16 protein-coding genes are annotated in these 16,998 nt (G+C 69.7%); 4 read left to right on the forward strand and 12 right to left on the reverse strand.

Annotation, left to right across the window (positions count from 1 at the left end; genetic code table 11):
- Positions 1-9 precede the first annotated feature (9 nt).
- Entirely contained in the window at positions 10-1,344 is a 1,335-nt protein-coding gene (locus OU415_RS17085; RefSeq protein ID WP_270949815.1) for a GH1 family beta-glucosidase, read from the reverse strand.
- Between the two features lie 61 nt (positions 1,345-1,405).
- Here OU415_RS17085 and OU415_RS17090 point away from each other — a divergent pair, with 61 nt between their 5' ends.
- On the forward strand, positions 1,406-2,029 hold the full coding sequence (locus OU415_RS17090) for a TetR/AcrR family transcriptional regulator (protein WP_270949816.1): 624 nt from the start codon (positions 1,406-1,408) through the stop codon (positions 2,027-2,029).
- A gap of 185 nt (positions 2,030-2,214) precedes the next feature.
- Here the strand turns inward: OU415_RS17090 and OU415_RS17095 are convergent, their stop codons facing one another.
- From OU415_RS17095 to OU415_RS17105, 3 genes are all read right to left on the reverse strand, one after another.
- Positions 2,215-4,236, reverse strand: coding sequence for a discoidin domain-containing protein (locus tag OU415_RS17095; protein WP_270949817.1), 2,022 nt, complete (start codon positions 4,234-4,236; stop codon positions 2,215-2,217).
- Between the two features lie 462 nt (positions 4,237-4,698).
- Positions 4,699-5,754: a saccharopine dehydrogenase family protein gene (locus OU415_RS17100; RefSeq protein ID WP_270949818.1), complete on the reverse strand. Its 1,056-nt coding sequence runs from the start codon at positions 5,752-5,754 to the stop codon at positions 4,699-4,701.
- A gap of 144 nt (positions 5,755-5,898) precedes the next feature.
- Entirely contained in the window at positions 5,899-6,645 is a 747-nt protein-coding gene (locus OU415_RS17105) for an IclR family transcriptional regulator (RefSeq protein WP_270949819.1), read from the reverse strand.
- A 262-nt stretch (positions 6,646-6,907) separates the two neighbouring features.
- Here OU415_RS17105 and OU415_RS17110 point away from each other — a divergent pair, with 262 nt between their 5' ends.
- Positions 6,908-7,297 carry a hypothetical protein gene (locus tag OU415_RS17110; protein WP_270949820.1) on the forward strand — a complete coding sequence of 130 codons (390 nt, stop codon included), beginning with the start codon at positions 6,908-6,910 and terminating at the stop codon, positions 7,295-7,297.
- 136 nt (positions 7,298-7,433) lie between these two features.
- On the opposite strand, the gene OU415_RS17115 is transcribed toward OU415_RS17110, so the two are convergent.
- From OU415_RS17115 to OU415_RS17150, 8 genes are all read right to left on the reverse strand, one after another.
- Positions 7,434-7,985, reverse strand: a complete 552-nt coding sequence (locus tag OU415_RS17115) for a TMEM165/GDT1 family protein (protein WP_270949821.1) — start codon at positions 7,983-7,985, stop codon at positions 7,434-7,436.
- 405 nt (positions 7,986-8,390) lie between these two features.
- Entirely contained in the window at positions 8,391-8,852 is a 462-nt protein-coding gene (locus OU415_RS17120; protein WP_270949822.1) for a hypothetical protein, read from the reverse strand.
- A 309-nt stretch (positions 8,853-9,161) separates the two neighbouring features.
- The gene (locus OU415_RS17125) at positions 9,162-10,703 is read right to left on the reverse strand and encodes an alpha/beta hydrolase (protein WP_270949823.1); all 1,542 of its coding nucleotides are present in this window, start codon (positions 10,701-10,703) and stop codon (positions 9,162-9,164) included.
- Between the two features lie 238 nt (positions 10,704-10,941).
- On the reverse strand, positions 10,942-11,724 hold the full coding sequence (locus OU415_RS17130; protein WP_270949824.1) for a putative hydro-lyase: 783 nt from the start codon (positions 11,722-11,724) through the stop codon (positions 10,942-10,944).
- Positions 11,725-11,799: 75 nt separating this feature from the next.
- On the reverse strand, positions 11,800-12,660 hold the full coding sequence (locus tag OU415_RS17135; protein ID WP_270949826.1) for a 5-oxoprolinase subunit C family protein: 861 nt from the start codon (positions 12,658-12,660) through the stop codon (positions 11,800-11,802).
- Positions 12,657-13,268: a 5-oxoprolinase subunit PxpB gene (gene pxpB, locus OU415_RS17140; RefSeq protein ID WP_270949827.1), complete on the reverse strand. Its 612-nt coding sequence runs from the start codon at positions 13,266-13,268 to the stop codon at positions 12,657-12,659. Before pxpB ends, OU415_RS17135 begins: the two co-directional genes overlap by 4 nt.
- Entirely contained in the window at positions 13,268-14,029 is a 762-nt protein-coding gene (locus OU415_RS17145; RefSeq protein WP_270949828.1) for a LamB/YcsF family protein, read from the reverse strand. The genes pxpB and OU415_RS17145 overlap by 1 nt, the downstream gene beginning before the upstream one ends.
- A 7-nt stretch (positions 14,030-14,036) precedes the next feature.
- A complete protein-coding gene (locus OU415_RS17150; RefSeq protein ID WP_270949830.1) occupies positions 14,037-15,257 on the reverse strand; it encodes an NRAMP family divalent metal transporter in 1,221 nt (406 codons plus the stop codon).
- Between the two features lie 175 nt (positions 15,258-15,432).
- Here OU415_RS17150 and OU415_RS17155 point away from each other — a divergent pair, with 175 nt between their 5' ends.
- Together OU415_RS17155 and OU415_RS17160 are read left to right on the forward strand one after the other, a co-directional pair.
- On the forward strand, positions 15,433-16,134 hold the full coding sequence (locus OU415_RS17155) for a GntR family transcriptional regulator (protein ID WP_270949831.1): 702 nt from the start codon (positions 15,433-15,435) through the stop codon (positions 16,132-16,134).
- 37 nt (positions 16,135-16,171) lie between these two features.
- The gene (locus OU415_RS17160; protein WP_270949832.1) at positions 16,172-16,870 is read left to right on the forward strand and encodes a maleylpyruvate isomerase family mycothiol-dependent enzyme; all 699 of its coding nucleotides are present in this window, start codon (positions 16,172-16,174) and stop codon (positions 16,868-16,870) included.
- Positions 16,871-16,998 lie beyond the last annotated feature (128 nt).

A 16,998-nucleotide genomic window follows, 5' to 3' on the forward strand; every position in this document is an offset into this window, starting at 1 on the left:
ACGGGCGGCTCAGCCGCGCTGAGCGCGGATGAGGTCGCGATACCACGCGAAGGACGCCTTCGGGGTGCGGACCTGGGTGTCGTGGTCGACGTGGACGAGACCGAAGCGCTGGTGGAAGCCCTCGGCCCATTCGAAGTTGTCGATCAGGGTCCAGGTGAAGTAGCCGCGCACGTCCACGCCCTGGGCCACGGAGGCGTCGACGGCCTGGAGGTGGGTGTCCAAGTAGTCGATGCGGTCGAGGTCGAGGACGGTGCCGTCCGCGTCGACGACGTCCTCGACCGAGCAGCCGTTCTCCGTGATGTAAACCGGCGGGAGCGCCGGGTAGCGCTCCTTGAGGCCGACGAGCAGTTCCCGCAGACCGTCGGGGACGACGGGCCAGTCGAAGGCGGTGCGGCGGTAGCCCTCGATGGGCGCCTCTTCGAACGGCAGGCCCTCGGACGCCGGCGCCTGGATCCGGGTCGGGTTGTAGTAGTTGATGCCGAGCGCGTCCAGGGGGGCCGAGATCAGTTCGAGATCGCCGTCCCGGACGGAGCCGCCGAAGGTGGCCTCCGCGCCGAAGACCGACAGATCGGGGTAGGCGCCCGTGAGGATCGGGTCGTTGAACAGGCGGTTGTGCAGGTTGTCGTAGGCTCGCGCGGCAGCGCGGTCGGCGGGGGCGTCCGAGGCAGGCCAGACCGGGGTGCAGTTGTTGGCGATCATCACCTGGAGGCCGCGCGCCCGCAGCTCCCGCAGCGCCAGGCCATGGCCGAGCAGCTGGTGGTGGGCGACCGGCAGGCAGTCCAGGAACAGGGTGCGGCCCGGCGCATGGGTGCCGAGGCCGTAGCCCCAGACCATGTGGACGAACGGCTCGTTGAGCGTGATCCACTTCTGGACGCGGTCGCCCAGCCTGTCGGCCATGATGGCGGCGTACTCGGCGAAGCGGTGCGCGGTGTCGCGGTTCAACCAGCCGCCGTCGTCCTCGAGGCCCTGCGGGAGGTCCCAGTGGAAGAGGGTCGGGACGGGTTCGATGCCACGTGAGAGCAGGCCGTCGACCAGCCGGTCGTAGAAGTCCAAGCCCCGGAGGTTGACCTCTCCCGTGCCGGTCGGCTGGATCCGGGGCCAGGCGACGGAGAAGCGGTAGCCGGTGAGGCCCGCCTCGGCCATCAGCGCGATGTCCTCCTCGTACCGGTGGTAGTGGTCGCAGGCCACGGCACCGGTGTGCCCGTCGCGGACTGCGCCGGGCCGGGCGGTGAAGGTGTCCCATACCGACGGTCCGCGGCCGTCCTCCTCGGTGGCGCCCTCGATCTGGTACGACGCCGTCGAAGCGCCCCAGACGAAGTTCGCGGGGAGATGGTCCAGTGTCACACCCAACCTCCTAAAACATGAGCCATGCTCACGTTAACGCGTTCGATGGGATGATGGAAGCGTGAGCCAAGACCGCAATGCAGGGACGCTGCGCCGGCTGCCAGTCCAGAAGCGCAGCGCCGAACGCTTCGAACGGCTGCTGAACGCCTGCGCCGAACTCCTGGACGAGGTCGGCTATGCCGCGCTGACCACCAAGGAGGTGGCCCGCAGGGCCGGGGTGCCCATCGGCACCCTCTACCAGTTCTTCTCCGACAGGGAGGGGCTGATCGGCGCGCTCGCCGCCCGCAATCTGGAGTCCTTCTTGGAGCGGGTCGCAGACCGGCTGGAGCGCGTGGAGCCCGACGACATCTCAGGCATCGTCGATGTGACCGTCGACGAGTTCGTCACCATGCGGCAGACGATCACCGGTTTCGGCGTGGTCGACTTCGGCGCGGTGGGGCAGGACCACATCCTGGAGCCGAACCTGGACAACAACACCGCGGTCGCCGGAAGGCTGCGCGCGCTGACCGCATCCCTGACCGGAACCCAGGACAACGCCGAACTGGAGATCGCGGTGCGGGTGGCCCTGGAGTGCGCGGACAGCGTGCTGAAACTCGCCTTCCGCACCGATCCGCAGGGCGACGCCCAGCTGATCGCCGAGTGCAAACGAGTCCTCAAGAGCTACCTGAACGATCGGCTCCGGTGACTGGCGACCGGAAGAACGAGAGACCGCAGGGGCGGTCGACCCATCGGCTACGGATTTCGCGACGTGCGGTTCGCTGCGCCCTGCGTGGCTCGGTCGGCGAACACGCCGGAAAGCCAGCCGGGGCCGACCGGATCAGGAGAGCTGATCCGGCCGGCCCCGGCCCTGGACACCACCTCACGGGTGCGTCAGTTGGCGTAGACGCCGACCTCGCGAAGTGAGTAGCCCCACCGGGTTCCGCGCTCCAGCCCCTTGATTCGTACGTAGCGCGCCCGAGTTCCGGCGAAGCGTGCCGTGTCCAGGCCACCGTCACCGGCGGCCGTGGACCACACCGCCTTCCAGTTCGTACCGTCTTCCGACAGCTCGACGCGGTACGACTTCGCGTACGCCGCCTGCCAGTCGAGGGTGACGCGCTTGACCGGCTCATCGGATCCGAGGTCGATCCGCAGCCACTGGTCGTTGTTCCACTCGCTGGCCCAGCGGGTGTCCGCGTCGCCGTCCACGGCCTTGCCGGGCTCGAAGCTGGCGACCGGGTTCCACCACTCCGTTGAGGACGCCGAAGCGGCCGCGCCCGAGGCCAGGTTCTCCCCGGACTTGTGCTTCTCGGCGTTCCCCCAGGTCCGGAGGTAGGACTCGGCACCCGCGAAGAGGTCGTCCACGACCCCCTGACCGCCGACGATCCGGATGTCCTCGATCCAGTCCGGGACCGTGCCGTAGTGCGCGGCGCCGTCGGTGTTCAAGTCCCACGTGCGCTCGCCGGTGGTCTGCCTGTCGATCATCGAGCCGCCGTCCGCGCTGCGGAAGGGGTACTTCACGGGGTTCGGGGTGTCCCCACCCCGCGGGCCCGGCCAACCTCCGACACCGTTCATGTCGGTGCCGTAGCCGTAGCCGACCCCGTACTTCTCGCGCAGCGCGTCCGTGCGCTCGGCCTCCGCGCTGAACGCCTCGGAGCCGCTCATGTACTGGCCGATGAACCCGCCGAGCTTGTAGAGCCGCTCGGTCCAGTCCGAGTCCATCCAGCTGTGGGAGGAGATGATGCCCGGGTACGACTCGGATTCGAGGATGTCGAAGGCCTGGTCCGCGGCCTTGACGCTCATGTGGTCGATCTCCAGCATCATGTTGCGTTTCATCATGCCGCGCACCGCGTACGCACCCAGGTCGGTCAGCCCGCGGCTGTTGCACTGCGCGTCCGAGGCGTAGGAAGGGACAGTCACCCCCTTCGGGAGCTGCTTCTCCGCCTCCGGTGCCGCCGCGTTGCCGATGGGGTTGTCGTGCTGCGGGCCGCGGCAGGTCTCCGTCTTCCAGAAGGTGCCGGTCGACAGGAACTGGCCGATGTTGATGGCCGTACCGAGGGCGCCGGAGTCGAAGCGCACTCCGCACAGGGCGTTGTCGAACTTGTGGCACAGGAACATGCTGCGCACGCCCAGTTGGTGCAGCTCGTCCAGGCCGCGGTCGACGTCTTCCTCGCTGCACTGCGCCTGGTCCAGGATCTGCTTGCAGCCGAACGGCTCGGAGGTCTCAACCCCCAGGACGACGGCCAGCTTGCCCTGCTTGATGACCTCGCGGGCCTGCGCGCTGTCCGTGACGATCCGGAACCAGCCCTTGCCCGGGCCGCCGTACATCTTGTCGATGAAGGCCTGCATGTCGTACGACTTCTTCGCCTCGAGGCGGATGGCGGTCATCTCGTCGCAGCTGCGGTCCTTGAAGAAGTAGACCGAGCAGATCACGCCGTTGGTGACCAGGTCGTTGACCAGCACCCGCTGGCCACCGCGCCACGCCCGCTCGATTCCGGCGTAGTAGTTCTGCTGGTGGGTCAGCGAGTCGTGGGCGGGCCAGTCCTTGAACGTGGGCCACCCGTTGGGGTCGTGCCTGCCGTCGCCGCCTTTGGTGATGAAGTCGAAGATCGCGAGCGAGCCGTCGGGGTAGTGCTCGGGGCAATCCTTGAGCGCGTCAGCGACGCCCTGCTCCGAGAACGGCTTGCCGCAGATCAACCGACCGCCGAAGCCCTCGTTGGCCATGATGTGGTCGTGGGCGTCGACGAAGCCCCTTACCCGCCCCTGGGCATCGGTGCCCTTGAACGGCTCGCCCGTGACGTTGATCTGCGCGTCGGGCGTGGGCCGCGCGGTCGGGGTCCACCAGCCGGGCTCCGCCGCGGAGCTGGACGTCGGACCGAGTACCAGGGTCATCACGACGAGAAGCAGTGACACCACCGTGAGGGATCTGAGTCTGCGGCGCGGAGGCTGAACGATGATCATCTCGATCCTTTAAATGTGAGCAGGACTCATGTTCCGCTCATACGTTAGGGATGCGAGCCCGCAACGCCAACCCCTAGACGGGGCTATCGCCGGGAAATGGGAAGAGCACCCCGCCGGAACGACCGCCGGTGGCATCGCTCGCTCTGACCGGAATGGTCACCGTTCATGCGGTCCAGTCCAGGTGGGAGCGCACTGGCGGGAGCTGCGACGTGGCGGGGAGCCGGATGCCGTTCTCGGCCAGTCGGTTGGCGTCCGAGGTGAGTCGCGGATCCGGTTCCCAGGTGATCGGGCTTTGGCCCCGGCATCGCGTCCGCCACGACCGACCGAGGATTTCCGCGACGTGGCCGAGCGAGCGCCGGAGGGCGACCAGGGTCATCTGCGTGCCAACACCGGTCGACGACCACCTCGTACCCGCGGTCAGCTGCGGGCTGGTTCGATGATCCGGATTCCGTGAAGTCGGCGGACGAAGTCCGGGCCGAAGGCCGTGGACGGCGTGTGGGCGCCGGGTGCCGGCTGTTCGGATTGCAGTGCGTTGACCGCGCGCAGGACCGAGTCGGCCGTGAGGTCGTAGGTGTCCGGGCCGATCAGAGCTGCGGAGACGCTGCGCCCGGCGTCGTCGGTGGCCTCGGCGTACACCTCGACCCAGCTGCGGGACCTGGCGCTCTTGCCGGGACCGCTCACGACAGCGCTGATCGCGGCCTTGCCCAGCCGCTGCACCGCGGAACTGCTCAGCAGCGCTCGAGACAACCGGCTCGACCGGCGCCCCGCCCGGTCCAGCCCGGGCAGGTGGGCGAACGTGGTGATGTTGGCGATCCCGGTGCTGCGGTAGGCCGTGCTCACATCGCCCCAGGGCAGCGAGGTGACCCGCCGCGAGCCGGACGGGAACAGCACCTCCCGCCGCCGCCACGCCATCGGTACCTCACGCACTTCTCCGTCGATGCGGGCGCGACCGCCCAGCGCTGCTCCCTCCAGCGCGCTCTTCAAAGTGCCGCCGCTGATCCCGCCGCTGGTCTGGAAGGCCAGGTCCAGGTGCGTCGCGGTGGGCAGTTCGGCGGCGACCATCGCGGCCAGGCAGTCGGTCGGCACCACGTCGAAACCGGCACCGGGCAGCAGCACGACCCCGGCGCTGCGGGCGCGCTCGTGGTTGGCGAACACCGACTCGAAGACGTCGATCTCGCCGGTGATGTCCAGGTAGTGCGCGCCGGCGCGCAGGCAGCCCTCGACCATCGCCGCCGAGGTCGCCGAGAACGGCCCGGCGCAGTGCGCGACGACGTCGATGCCCGCCAGGCCCTCGTCCACCGCTTCCGGGTCGGCGAGGTCGAAGCTCCGGTAGGGCAGCCCTCGCGGAGTGGCCACTTCAGCGATCTTCGCCGGGGCGCGACCGGCCAGCACCGGGCGTTCACCGCGGTCGATCGCCAGGTCGGCGACCAGCCGGCCGGTATAGCCGCTCGCGCCGTAGATCATCCAGCTCATCGCGATCCTCTCCCGGGTAGCACCGATCATCCTGCTAACGAACACCGTTTGCCGGCGTCACGGGTTGCCGGGAGTTCCCCCGATCACTCGAGCGCATCAGAGGCCGTCGGTGGTTGCGCTGCCCAGGAGGCGCCGGACGGGCTCTCAGTGCAGCGGTCGGCCGAGCGCGGTGGCGATCGCGTTGGCCGCCTCGCGCATCCGGCGGAGCGGGTTGTCCACCGCAGGTCGGTCGGCTGCGGCCCGGACCGCGGTCAGCGAGATCGCCGCGCCCAGCCGCCCGGTCGCGTCCGGGATCGCGACCCCGGTGCAGCGCACCAGCGGTTCGAACTCGGCCTGGTCGGTCGCGTAGCCGGCGCGCTCGACCGCTTCGAGGTGCTCCCGGAACTCGGCCGGATCGGTGATGGTGCGCTCGGTGAAGCGGGTGAAGGTGTGCGCGTCCAGCAGGCGATCGCGGTCCGGCGCGGGCAGCGCGGCCAGGATCGCCTTGCTGGCGGCCGCGGTGTGCAGCGGTACCGCCCGGCCGATGCGCGACCAGGTGCGGATCGTCGTCGCGCCCTCGATCTTGTCCACGTAGACGATCTGGTCGTCCACCAGCTGCGCCAGGTGCACCGTCGAGCGGGTCGCCTCGGCGAGCGCGATCAGGTGCGGCCGGGCGACGACCCGCAGGTCCATCTCGTCGAGCACCTGCTGCCCGAGTTCGGCCAGCCGCAGCCCGAGCCGGTACCGGTTGTCCGGTCCTCGGGCGATCAGGCCGCCGTCGGCCAGCGGCTGCACCATCCGCAGCGCGGACGAGCTGTGCACGCCCAGTTCCCGGGCCAGCTCCGCGATCGTCTTGGGTGCCGCGGCGAGGGAGTCCAGCACGTGGACCGCCTTGGCCACCGTCTTGGACATCCGCACCCCCATCGACCGACGCGCAAGATTAACAGAGCTGTTGCAGATTCTGCAGCCACGCTACGACATGATCAGGATTCATATTTTTCTGGCTCAAGCAATGCCCCGAATCGAAAACGGGCGACGACACGCCGAATGACTTTACTCGGCCGGGTGAAAAAATCCGCTCCACTCGACCCCGAATTGACAGCGATCAAGCCGGGTGATCGACTCCCCGATGCCCCCTGCTGGCAATTTCAACAGTCAGAAAGAAGGCATCGGAATGCGACGTTCACCCGTCATGTTCGGCGTTGCGGCCGCGCTCTCCGCGTTCGCGCTCGCGCCCGCTGTTCCGGCGATCGCTGCCGCTCCGGAGCAGTCCCCGGCGTGCGCGCTCTTCGCCAACCACCCGACCCGCGAAGGCGACACCCTGGTCGCCACGGGCGGGCGCACCGGCTGCACCAACACGGCGACGGTCAACGTTCGCATCGTCGTGGCGCAAAAGGACGCGACGCCCAAGGTGATCGGTGAACTGGCGCAGAGCGGCACCGAGGTCCAGCTGACCACGAAGGCCCCGTGCACCACCGGCGGCACCGTCGAGGTCTACACCGAGACGACGAGCTCCACCGGAGCCACCTACCGCTCCGCTTCCACCACCTTCGAGAAGTGCTGAACGTCGCTACCAAGAGCACTGCTCGTCACCATTAGCAGCACGAGAAGCTGAATCCGGGAAAGCGGGTGCGATGCCGATCGGCGTCGCACCCGCTTTTCGCGTTCAACCCCGCATCATCACCGAAGAAGAACCGATGTCACGCGAGGGCGAGCGCGGCGTCGATGATCAGCCAGCCGCCGAAGATCGCGAAGAGCGCCGCGGCTCCGTAGCGGATCATCCGCTCCGGCAGGTGCTTTCCGAGCAGCAAGCCGACTCCGATGGCCAGCGCGTCGGCCACCACCATGCCGATCGTCGACCCGATCCAGGTGCCGAGCCAGTCGTGGTGGGTGGCGAGCGTGACCGTGGCCAGCATGGTCTTGTCGCCCAGCTCCGCGAGGAAGAACGCGACCGTCACCACGAGCACGGCAGAACCGACGCTCCGAGCGGCCTTGCCCTTCTCCTCCTCCGTCAGCCGATCACCGCGCAACGTCCAAGCGGCGAATCCCAGGAACGCGACTCCCGCGATCAACGCGATCCACTCGGTCGGCAGGAGTTCACCCATTCCGAACCCCAGCGCGACCGAAGCCGCGTGCACCGCAGTGGTCGCGATGGTGATGCCGATCAGCACCTGCCACGCGCGATAGCGGGTCGCGAAGGTCATCGCCATCAATTGGGATTTGTCCCCGAGCTCGGCCACGAAGATAGCCACGGAACTCAGCGCAAGACTGCCCAGCACGATGAACGTCCACCTCTCACATCACGGCCAGGACGAAGGCGCGCAGCATCTTCGGCCCGGCATGCCATTGCCGGTTCCGAAGGTCTCGCCCACCTCGAATCCAAGGCTCCGCGACCGGGTGCGCACTGAACGGGCACCAGCATGTCGACCGCGATATTGAGGACTACTCCCCTTCTCCGCCCCGGAACATTACCCCCTTTCCCCGATAAATCAAAACCCCATCCGGAAACGCCTCAGTTCAATTCATTCTTCCCATTCTCCAAACGAAGTTTTCGGCCCGCCGCAAACCAATTGTTCGCCGAGCCAATCGACGTTTTCCCCGAATGCGAACCGCTGGAATTCGGAATTCGGCAGGATCGGCCGCGACCTGCACCGATGTCAGGCCTGCCCGAGGGGCCGCCCCGGCACGTCGGGGTCGCAGCCCAGCCGGGGAAGCTGTGCGCGCACCGCGGCACGGGTGCGGCCGAGCTCCTCGGCGAGCTCCCCGGCCAACCGCGCCGCCGACTCACCGAGCGCGTTCAACCACCGCTCGCGCAGCAGCTCGCCGTCGGCATCGGTCCACGGCCGCCCGGCGTTCGGCGGGCGTGGTCGACTTCGGGATCGCCCCGGCGGGGCGTGCAAGGCCGCCAGAGCGTCCAGCGTCCGGGTCAGGAACGCGCTGGCATCGCCCAAACCGTCGACGGCGATCAGCAGGTTCCCCTCCGCGACCACGCGGCCGTCGGCATCGGCGCCGGTGAACTCCACCGCCACCCCGGCCGGCTGGTCCTCGCCAGCGAGTTCGCCCTTCGCGTTGATTCCGTAGGTGTGCTGTCCGACTCGAACCTCGTCGTGGAAATCCATGCCTCGAAGCTAGGACCAGCGGCGGCGCGAGCCCGGCAGTCAAGCATCGAAGGGGCGCGTGTCAGGAGGTCTCGATCAGGTGAGGGGTGGCTCACAGCAGAACCCGGAACACCAGACCCCACCCGCCCGTTGAACAGTCTGGTCGATGCGCCCGTGTCCCCGGGCCTCAACTAACGCCTTCGCGGAATACCGTTCGGCAGGAGCCGCGTCGCGCCACTCGCCGCAGAGGCGACCGGCGCGTCGACCCCAACGAAGAAGTCCCCCCGCCCTTCTCCTCGGGCGGGGGGACTTTTCGTAGTTCGAGAGGGCTCAGCTGAAGGGCTGCTTGTTCGGTTGGCAGACCTGGCCGGGCTCCGGGACTTCCAGGTTGATCAGGTAGTTCGCCGCGAACGCGTCGGCGCAGGCGCTGCGGCCCAGGATGCAGTGGCCGTACGCGTCGACGGTGACCAGGCGCGCGTTGCCCAGCTGCTGCTCCATCCGGCGGGAGAAGTCGTAGCGGGTCGCCGGGTCGTAGCGGTTGCCGAACAGCAGCACCGGGTTCTCCGCCTGGTGCGCCCACGGCCCGCGGTAGACGTCCTGGCCGGTCTCCGGCCACGACGAGCAGCCCGCGAGATCGCTGAAGGCCTGCGAGCGGCCGAAGGTCGAGGACTCCGCCTCCCACTTCGCCGCGATGCCCGGCACCTGCTCGGGCGCGCGCGGGAACGGCTTGTCCGTGCAGTTCACCGCGAAGTAGCTGTCGTCGACGTAGTCCGAAGCGGCGTCCGCCGGCGCATCGAACTTGCCCAGCTGCGTCGGCACGTCGAGCACCGTCAGCAGCTCCGGGACCAGCCCAGGCCGCGGGTGCAGCTGCCGGTACATCGACTCGAGGTCGCTGGCGAGCTGCTCGTACTTCTCCGGGGTGTACAGCGTACTTCCGGTGCTGTCGTTGAACTGGTCGAGCGTGATCTCCGTGCCGTCGGGCATGGTGATCGGCTCTTCTCGCAGGTGGTCGCGGATCTCGTCGAACTTCGCCCGCGGATCGCCGGCGCCGAACGCGCACTTGTCCGGGTTCTCGGCGCAGCGCTGCAGGAATCCGGCCAGCGTGATCTCGAAGCCCTGCGCCCGTTCGCGGTCGTGCTCGATGCCGTCGGAGGTCCGCAGGCCGGGGTCGACGTTGCCGTCGAGCACGATCGCGCGGCTGCGCTCCGGGAACAGGTTGACGTAGGTCGCGCCCAGCAGGGTGCCGTAGGAGAAGCCGACGTAGTTGAGCTGGTCGTCGCCCACGCCCTGCCGCATCAGGTCCAGGTCCCGCGCGACGTCCTTGGTCGACATGTGCCGCAGCAGTTCACCGGCGTTCTCCTCGCAGGACCGGCCGTAGTCCTGGTAGGCGCCCATGGTGGTGTCGATCTGCTCGTCGGTGACCGGTACCGACGAGATCCGGCTCATCACGTCTTCGGCCTTCTTCGCCGAGGTGAAGCAGCGCAGCGGAGTGCTGCGGCTCACCCCGCGCGGGTCGAAGCCGATGATGTCGAAGCGTTCCAGCACCTCGGGGCTCAAGCGGTTGCCCGCCGTCGTCGGCCGGTTGTACCCGCTGCCGCCGGGGCCTCCCGGGTTCATGAACAGCGACCCGATGCGCTCGTCCGCCTTGGTCGCCGCGCGCCGCATCATCGCCAGCTCGACGGTGCCCTTGCCCGGGTCGTCGTGGTCGATCGGCACCGGGTAGGTGGCGCAGCTGAACAGGTGCCACTGCGTGACCGGAACCCCGCTCAAGTCCCCGGTCTTGCACTTCTTCCAGGAGACCGGTGGTGCGCCGGTCGGCTGGGCCGCGGCGGGTACCGCCAGCAACCCGGCGCCCACCAGCAACGCGCTCACCGAGACCGCCAACTTCCGGACCAATCGCCCCGAATGCGCCACTGCGCCGAACCTCCTCGTCCCGCCTGCCAGCTCCGCAAGGGGAGTCAACAGCCGGAACGGCGGCCGTCACACCGCAGAATGCACGAACCTCGACGCGCCGAGAACGCGGTATTCGGCCGAATCCCGCGAAATCAGTCCAGTTCGGACAGTTGCCCGATTCGACGAGTGCATTGTGGACGCTCGGTCTGCCGGCCCGCTACGGGACGAGGTAGCGGCTGTCCCGGGAGTCGGTGATGGCCATGTAGCCGGGTGCGTGGCCGATGGCGAACGGGGGTTTGGACTGCATCACCGCTGCTTGCGGGGTCACCCCGCAGGCCCAGAACACCGGGATCTCGCCCGGGCGGATCTCCACCGCGTCGCCGAAGTCCGGCCGGTCGATGTCGGCGATGCCCAGCGCTTCCGGGGCGCCGACGTGCACCGGCGCACCGTGCACGGACGGGTAGCGGGAGGTGACGCGGACGGCGTCGGGGACGAGCTCGGCCGGGATCGGGCGCATCGACACCACCAGCGGTCCGGACAGCCGGCCGGCCGGGCGGCATTCGCGGTTCGTCCGGTACATCGGCACGTTGCTGCCGGCCTCGATGTGGCGCACCGGGACCTCGGCCTCCAGCAGCGCGGCCTCGAAGGTGAAGCTGCAGCCGACCAGGAACGACACCAGGTCGTCCCGCCACAGGTCGGTGACCTCCGCCCGCTCCTCGACCAGCTCGCCGTCCCGGTAGACGGTGTAGGCGGGCAGGTCGGTGCGCAGGTCCCCGGCGAAGATCCCGGCGCTGGTCTCCCCGGGCTCGGTCACGTCCAGCACCGGGCAGGAGCGCGGGTTGCGCTGCGCGAACAGCAGGAAGTCGTAGGCGAACTCGCGCGGCAGGGCGATCAGGTTCGCTTGGGTCCACCCGGCGCTGTAGCCCGAGGTGGGCACGCGCAGCCCGGCGCGGAACGCGGCGCGGGCCTGCTCCGGGGACATCTCCTGCGGGTTCGTCATGGCAGAACTCCTCGTCGTCTGTCTCGTGAGCGGCGGTGGTGGCTCTTACCGCCATCGCCGCTCACGACCTGTTGCTCAGCTGCTGCGGCGGAAGCGGATTCGCTGGCCGGGGCGGGCTTGAGCGGCCTTGTCCAGGTCTGCGGCGACGACCACGGCGATCACCGGGTACCCGCCGGTCACCGGGTGGTCGGCCAGGAACAGGGTCGGCCGCGCTGACGGCGGCACCTGCAGCGCGCCGGGGACCATGCCCTCGCTGGGCAGCTCGTCGGTCCGGCTGCGCTCCAGCGCCGGTCCGGCCAGCCGCATGCCGACCCGGTTGCTCTCCGCGGTCACCTCGTATGGGCTGCTGACCAGGGCGGTCAGCGCTTCCTCGGTGAACCAGTCGTGCCGCGGCCCGAACGCCACGCGCAGCGTGATCTCGTCGGCCGCGCACACCGCCACCGGCGCCTGGTCCACCCGGGGGAACTGCTGCGGCGCCGGGCCCACCGGCAGCACCGAACCCGGTGCCAGCGGCTCCGGCCCCAGCCCGGCCAGCACGTCGGTGGCCCGCGAACCCAGCACCGGTTCGACGTCGATGCCTCCGCGCACGGCGAGGTAGCTGCGCAGACCCCGGTCGGGCAGCCCCAGTTTCAGGACCGCACCGGAGGGGACCCGCACGACCGAGTTCGCCGCAGCACCACGACCGTCCACTGTGATCGGACACGGCGCGCCGGTCAGCGCGACGGTGAGGTCCCGGGTGGCGCGCACCTCGAGCCCGCCGAAGGTGACCTCGATCGCCGCCGCGCCCTCGTCGTTGCCCACCAGCCGGTTGGCCAGCCGGAAAGCGCCGCCGTCGGCCGCGCCGGACGGCCCGACGCCGATCCCCGCCAGCCCCGGCCGCCCCAGGTCCTGGACGGTCGCGAGCGGTCCGGTGGCGAGCACCTCCACGCAGCTCATCGGACCTCCTGGAAAAGCACCCGCACACCCGGGCGCAGCAGCGCGGGCGGATTGCGGTCCGTCCGCCAGATCTCGAGATCGGTGCGTCCGATCAGCTGCCAGCCACCGGGCGATTCGCGCGGGTAGATGCCGCTGAACGCACCGGCGAGCCCGACCGAACCGGGCGGCACCTTGGTCCGCGATTCGGTCCGGCGCGGCACCGCGAGCTCCGGCGGGCCACCGGCGAGGTAGCCGAAACCCGGTGCGAAGCCGCCGAAGGCGACTGTCCACACCGCACTCGTGTGCCGGTGCACCACCTCTCGCTCGGTGAGCCCGGTCAGCTTCGCGACCTCCGCGAGGTCCGCGCCGTCGTAGACCACCGGCACCTCCACCAGGGAGCCGTCACTACCAGCGGTTCCGCGCGGTTCCACGGCGCGCACCGCGGCCTCGATCGCGGCGGCGTTGGCGCGCTGCGGATCCAGGTGCAGCAGCAACGTCCGCGCTGCCGGGACCAGGTCCGTGACCCCCTCGGGCGGCGCCTCGGCGAGCGCGGCGTAGAGCGCCTGCACGGCTTCGAGGTCGTCCAGTTCGACGAGCAGGCCGGAGTCAGCGCACCGCAGGAACCTCATCACAGACCCCGCGCGACGCACGGCCGCAGCTCGACACCACCGGCGACCAGCTGGTCCCGCACGGATTCGGCGATGGCCACCGCGCCCGGGCTGTCGCCGTGCACGCAGATCGAGTCGGCTTCGACGCGGATCATCGATCCGTCGGCGGCCTCGATCGGCTCACCGGCCGCCAGCCGCAGGCAGCGCTGCGCGATCAGCTCCGGGTCGTGCAGCACCGCGCCGGGCTCACGCCGCGACACCAGCGTGCCCTCCGGTGTGTAGGCGCGATCGGCGAAGGCCTCGCGGAACACCGGCAGCCCGGCCCGTTCGGCCTGCTCCAGCCACTGCGAGCCCGGCAGTCCGAGCACCGCCAGCGACGGGTCGTAGGCGCGCACCGCCTCGACCACCGCGGCGGCCTGGTCGGCGTGGTGCACGATCGCGTTGTAGAGCGCGCCATGCGGCTTGACGTAGCCGACCTCGGTCCCGGCGATGCGGGCGAACCCGGCCAGCGCACCGATCTGGTAGATCACGTCGTTGGCCAGCTCGCGCGGCGGGACGTCGATGAAGCGGCGGCCGAACCCGGCCAGGTCGCGGTAGCTGACCTGCGCGCCGACGACCACGCCCTGCTTGGCGGCCTGCTCGACCGCGCCGCGGATCACCGTGGCGTCCCCGGCGTGGAAACCGCAGGCGACGTTCGCGCTGGTCACGATGCCCAGCAGCGCCTCGTCATCGCTGAGCTCCCAGCGCCCGAAGCCCTCCGCGAGGTCCGAATTGAGGTCCATGCCCACCTCACTTCCACAGCGCGGCGATGCCGCCGAGCGAGTTGTATCCCAGGTACAGGGTCAGCAGCCACGCGACCACACCCACGATCAGCAGCCACTTCGGGTAGCGGTATCCCCCGAGCAGGTCACGGCGGCGGGCGGCGACGTACATCAGCACGCCGAAGCCGACCGGCAGGATCAGCCCGTTGAGCGCTCCGGCCAGCACCAGCAGCGTGGTCGGGGCCTTGTCGAGCAGCAGGAACACCACCGCGGAGATCGCGACGAAGCCCACCACGAGCCAGTTGCGGGCGCGGGCCAGCTTCGGCGAGAAGGTCACCAGGAACGACACCGAGGTGTAGGCCGCGCCGACGACCGAGGTGATGCTGGCGGCCCAGAGGATCATGCCGAACAGCCGCATGCCGATCTCGCCGGAAGCGTGCTGGAACGCCTCCGCGGTCGGGTTGGCCGAGGTCAGCGCCACGCCGCCGGCGACGACGCCGAGCACCGCGAGGAACAGCACCATCCGCATCACGCCGGTGACCAGCAGCGAGACGACCGAGCTGCGGCTGACGTCGACGATCCGCTCCGGGCCGGTCACCCCGGCGTCGACCAGGCGGTGCGCACCGGCGTAGGTGATGTAGCCGCCGACGGTGCCGCCGATGAGCGTGGTGATGGCCAGGAAGTCGACGTCGCTGGGCAGCACGGCTTCCTTCAGCGCCTGACCGACCGGCGGTGCGGAGGCGAACGCGACGAACGCAGTCAGCAGGATCATCACCACGCCGAGGACCACGACGATGCGGTCCATGGCCACACCGGCCTTCTTGCTCAGGAAGATGCCGATGGCGATGACCGCGGACAGCGTGCCGCCGATCTTGGCGTCCAGGCCGAACAGCGCGTCCAGGCCGAGCGAGGTGCCGGCGATGTTGCCGACGTTGAACACCAGTCCGCCGAAGACGACCAGCGCCGCCATCAGGTAGCCGAGGCCGGGCACCACCTTGTTGCCCAGGTCCTGCGCCCGCATGCCGGAGACGCCGATGACCCGCCAGACGTTCAGCTGCACGGCAACGTCGACCAGGATCGACACCAGGATCGCGAAGGCGAACGCGGCGCCGAGCTGGATGGTGAACTCGGTGGTCTGGGTGATGAAGCCGGGCCCGATCGCACTGGTGGCCATCAGGAACACCGCGCCGAGCAGGGTGCTCCGCTTGGCGGCCGAGGATCCCTTCTCGGTCGTCGTCGTCTCAGCCATGGCACTCCGATCAGCTGCGCACCGACCGGGGCCGGTGGGGGGAACGTCGACTTGGAGACCGCGCGAGCAGGCGGTTCGGGACAACATAGAGAATTGTTGAACAATCCGGCAATACCCTGGGTGAAAATTCTCGTTACACTCGAGATCAACTGAACCGGCGTCGTGGGGAGCTGGATTGACCACCGCGGATCCCTGGGCGGACCTCCTGGCGGCCGACCGGTCGCTGCTCGACCGCACGAGCACGGCCGAGCGCGTCGCCGAGCTGCTGCGCCAGCGGGTCATCGACGGCGCGCTCGCGCCGGGCACCAGGCTGTCCGAGGAAAGCGCAGGCCGAGCACTCGCCGTCTCGCGCAACACGCTGCGCGAAGCGTTCCGGCTGCTGGTGCACGAGCGGCTGCTGGTGCACGAGTTCCACCGCGGCGTGTTCGTCCGGGTGCTCAGCGACGAGGACGTGATCGACCTCTACCGCATCCGACGGTTGCTGGAGATCAGCGCGGTGCGCCGGGCGGCCGGGGCACCGTCGGAACTGGTGGCCGCAGTGGACCAGGCGGTCACCGAGGGTGAGCGCGCGGCCGGGGAAGAGCGCTGGTGGGACGTGGGAACCGCGAACATGCGGTTCCACGAAGCGCTGGCGGCGCTGGCCGAGAGCCCGCGGGTCAACGAGACGATGCGCCGGCTGCTCGCCGAGCTGCGGCTGGCGTTCCACCGCAGGTCCCGGCCGCGCGAGCTCCACGAGCCGTACCTGAAACCGCACCGGGAGATCGCGGACCTGATCAGCGCTGGTCAGGTGCAGGAAGCGGCCGACCGCCTGGAGGGCTACTTCGACGCCGCCGAGGCCCAGCTCGTCGCCGCCTACCGCAGCTACACCCCGGAGTGATCCCGGCTCTCGGCAGCGGGGGCTAGGATCGCCGCGCGTGAGGCTTCCGCTCAGCGCCGTCGTCGAGGGACACCAGTACCTCCTCGAGGCCATCTCCGCTCTGACCGACGAACAGATCGCCGCCCCGTCGCTTCTCCCCGGCTGGAGCCGTGGGCACGTGCTGGCGCACCTGACGGACAACGCGCGGGCCTTCGCACGGGTCTCCGCCCACGCGCTGCGCGGCGAGCTCGTCGATGCCTACGACGGCGGCCAGCAGGAACGCGACGCGATCATCGAAGGGCTCGCCGGCAACAGCGCCGAGGAGCACCGCGCCCGGCTCGCCCGGCACAGCGCGGCGCTGGAGGCGGTCTGGTCGCAGGCGGCGGAGGCGGACTGGAACCGCCCGGTGCGGTTCCGCAACGGCGACCTCGCCGGGATCGTGCGGATGCGCTGGCGCGAGGTCTGGATCCACCTGGTCGACCTGGACGTCGGCGTCGGCCCGGAGCAGTGGACCCCGGAGTTCTCCGAGCACGCCATCGACTTCCTGCTCCCCCGGCTCCCCGAGGGCTTCACCCTCCGCCGAACCGACGGCGACGGAACGTGGTCCACGGGCCCCACCGAGATCACCGGCCGAGTGCAGGACCTGGCGGCCTGGCTGGCCGGCCGGACCCCGGACCGAACCCCGTCCGGCCCCCTCCCCGAGCTCGGCCCCTGGCCCCCGCACCCGATCCCGACCCAACGCCCGGCCCGCAGCTGAGCGACGCGGGCAGCCGTGAACCGCAGTTTCAATTGAAACTGCAGATCTCAGGCACGACGGATCACAGTTTCAATTGAAACTGCGGGGGTTCCCCGGCGCACCGTCGGCGTGTCGGGCGCCCGACACGC

This window comes from Saccharopolyspora oryzae (assembly GCF_027853915.1).
Classification (GTDB): domain Bacteria; phylum Actinomycetota; class Actinomycetes; order Mycobacteriales; family Pseudonocardiaceae; genus Saccharopolyspora; species Saccharopolyspora oryzae.

What these genes read in the sequence shown, in the direction of transcription:
- OU415_RS17145 (WP_270949828.1), bottom strand. Translation starts at nt 14,029, where the DNA reads ATGGACCTCAATTCGGACCTCGCGGAGGGCTTCGGGCGCTGGGAGCTC.
- pxpB (WP_270949827.1), bottom strand. Translation starts at nt 13,268, where the DNA reads ATGAGGTTCCTGCGGTGCGCTGACTCCGGCCTGCTCGTCGAACTGGAC.
- OU415_RS17100 (WP_270949818.1), bottom strand. Translation starts at nt 5,754, where the DNA reads ATGAGCTGGATGATCTACGGCGCGAGCGGCTATACCGGCCGGCTGGTC.
- OU415_RS17105 (WP_270949819.1), bottom strand. Translation starts at nt 6,645, where the DNA reads ATGTCCAAGACGGTGGCCAAGGCGGTCCACGTGCTGGACTCCCTCGCC.
- OU415_RS17120 (WP_270949822.1), bottom strand. Translation starts at nt 8,852, where the DNA reads ATGGATTTCCACGACGAGGTTCGAGTCGGACAGCACACCTACGGAATC.
- OU415_RS17135 (WP_270949826.1), bottom strand. Translation starts at nt 12,660, where the DNA reads ATGAGCTGCGTGGAGGTGCTCGCCACCGGACCGCTCGCGACCGTCCAG.
- OU415_RS17130 (WP_270949824.1), bottom strand. Translation starts at nt 11,724, where the DNA reads ATGACGAACCCGCAGGAGATGTCCCCGGAGCAGGCCCGCGCCGCGTTC.
- OU415_RS17150 (WP_270949830.1), bottom strand. Translation starts at nt 15,257, where the DNA reads ATGGCTGAGACGACGACGACCGAGAAGGGATCCTCGGCCGCCAAGCGG.
- OU415_RS17110 (WP_270949820.1), top strand. Translation starts at nt 6,908, where the DNA reads ATGCGACGTTCACCCGTCATGTTCGGCGTTGCGGCCGCGCTCTCCGCG.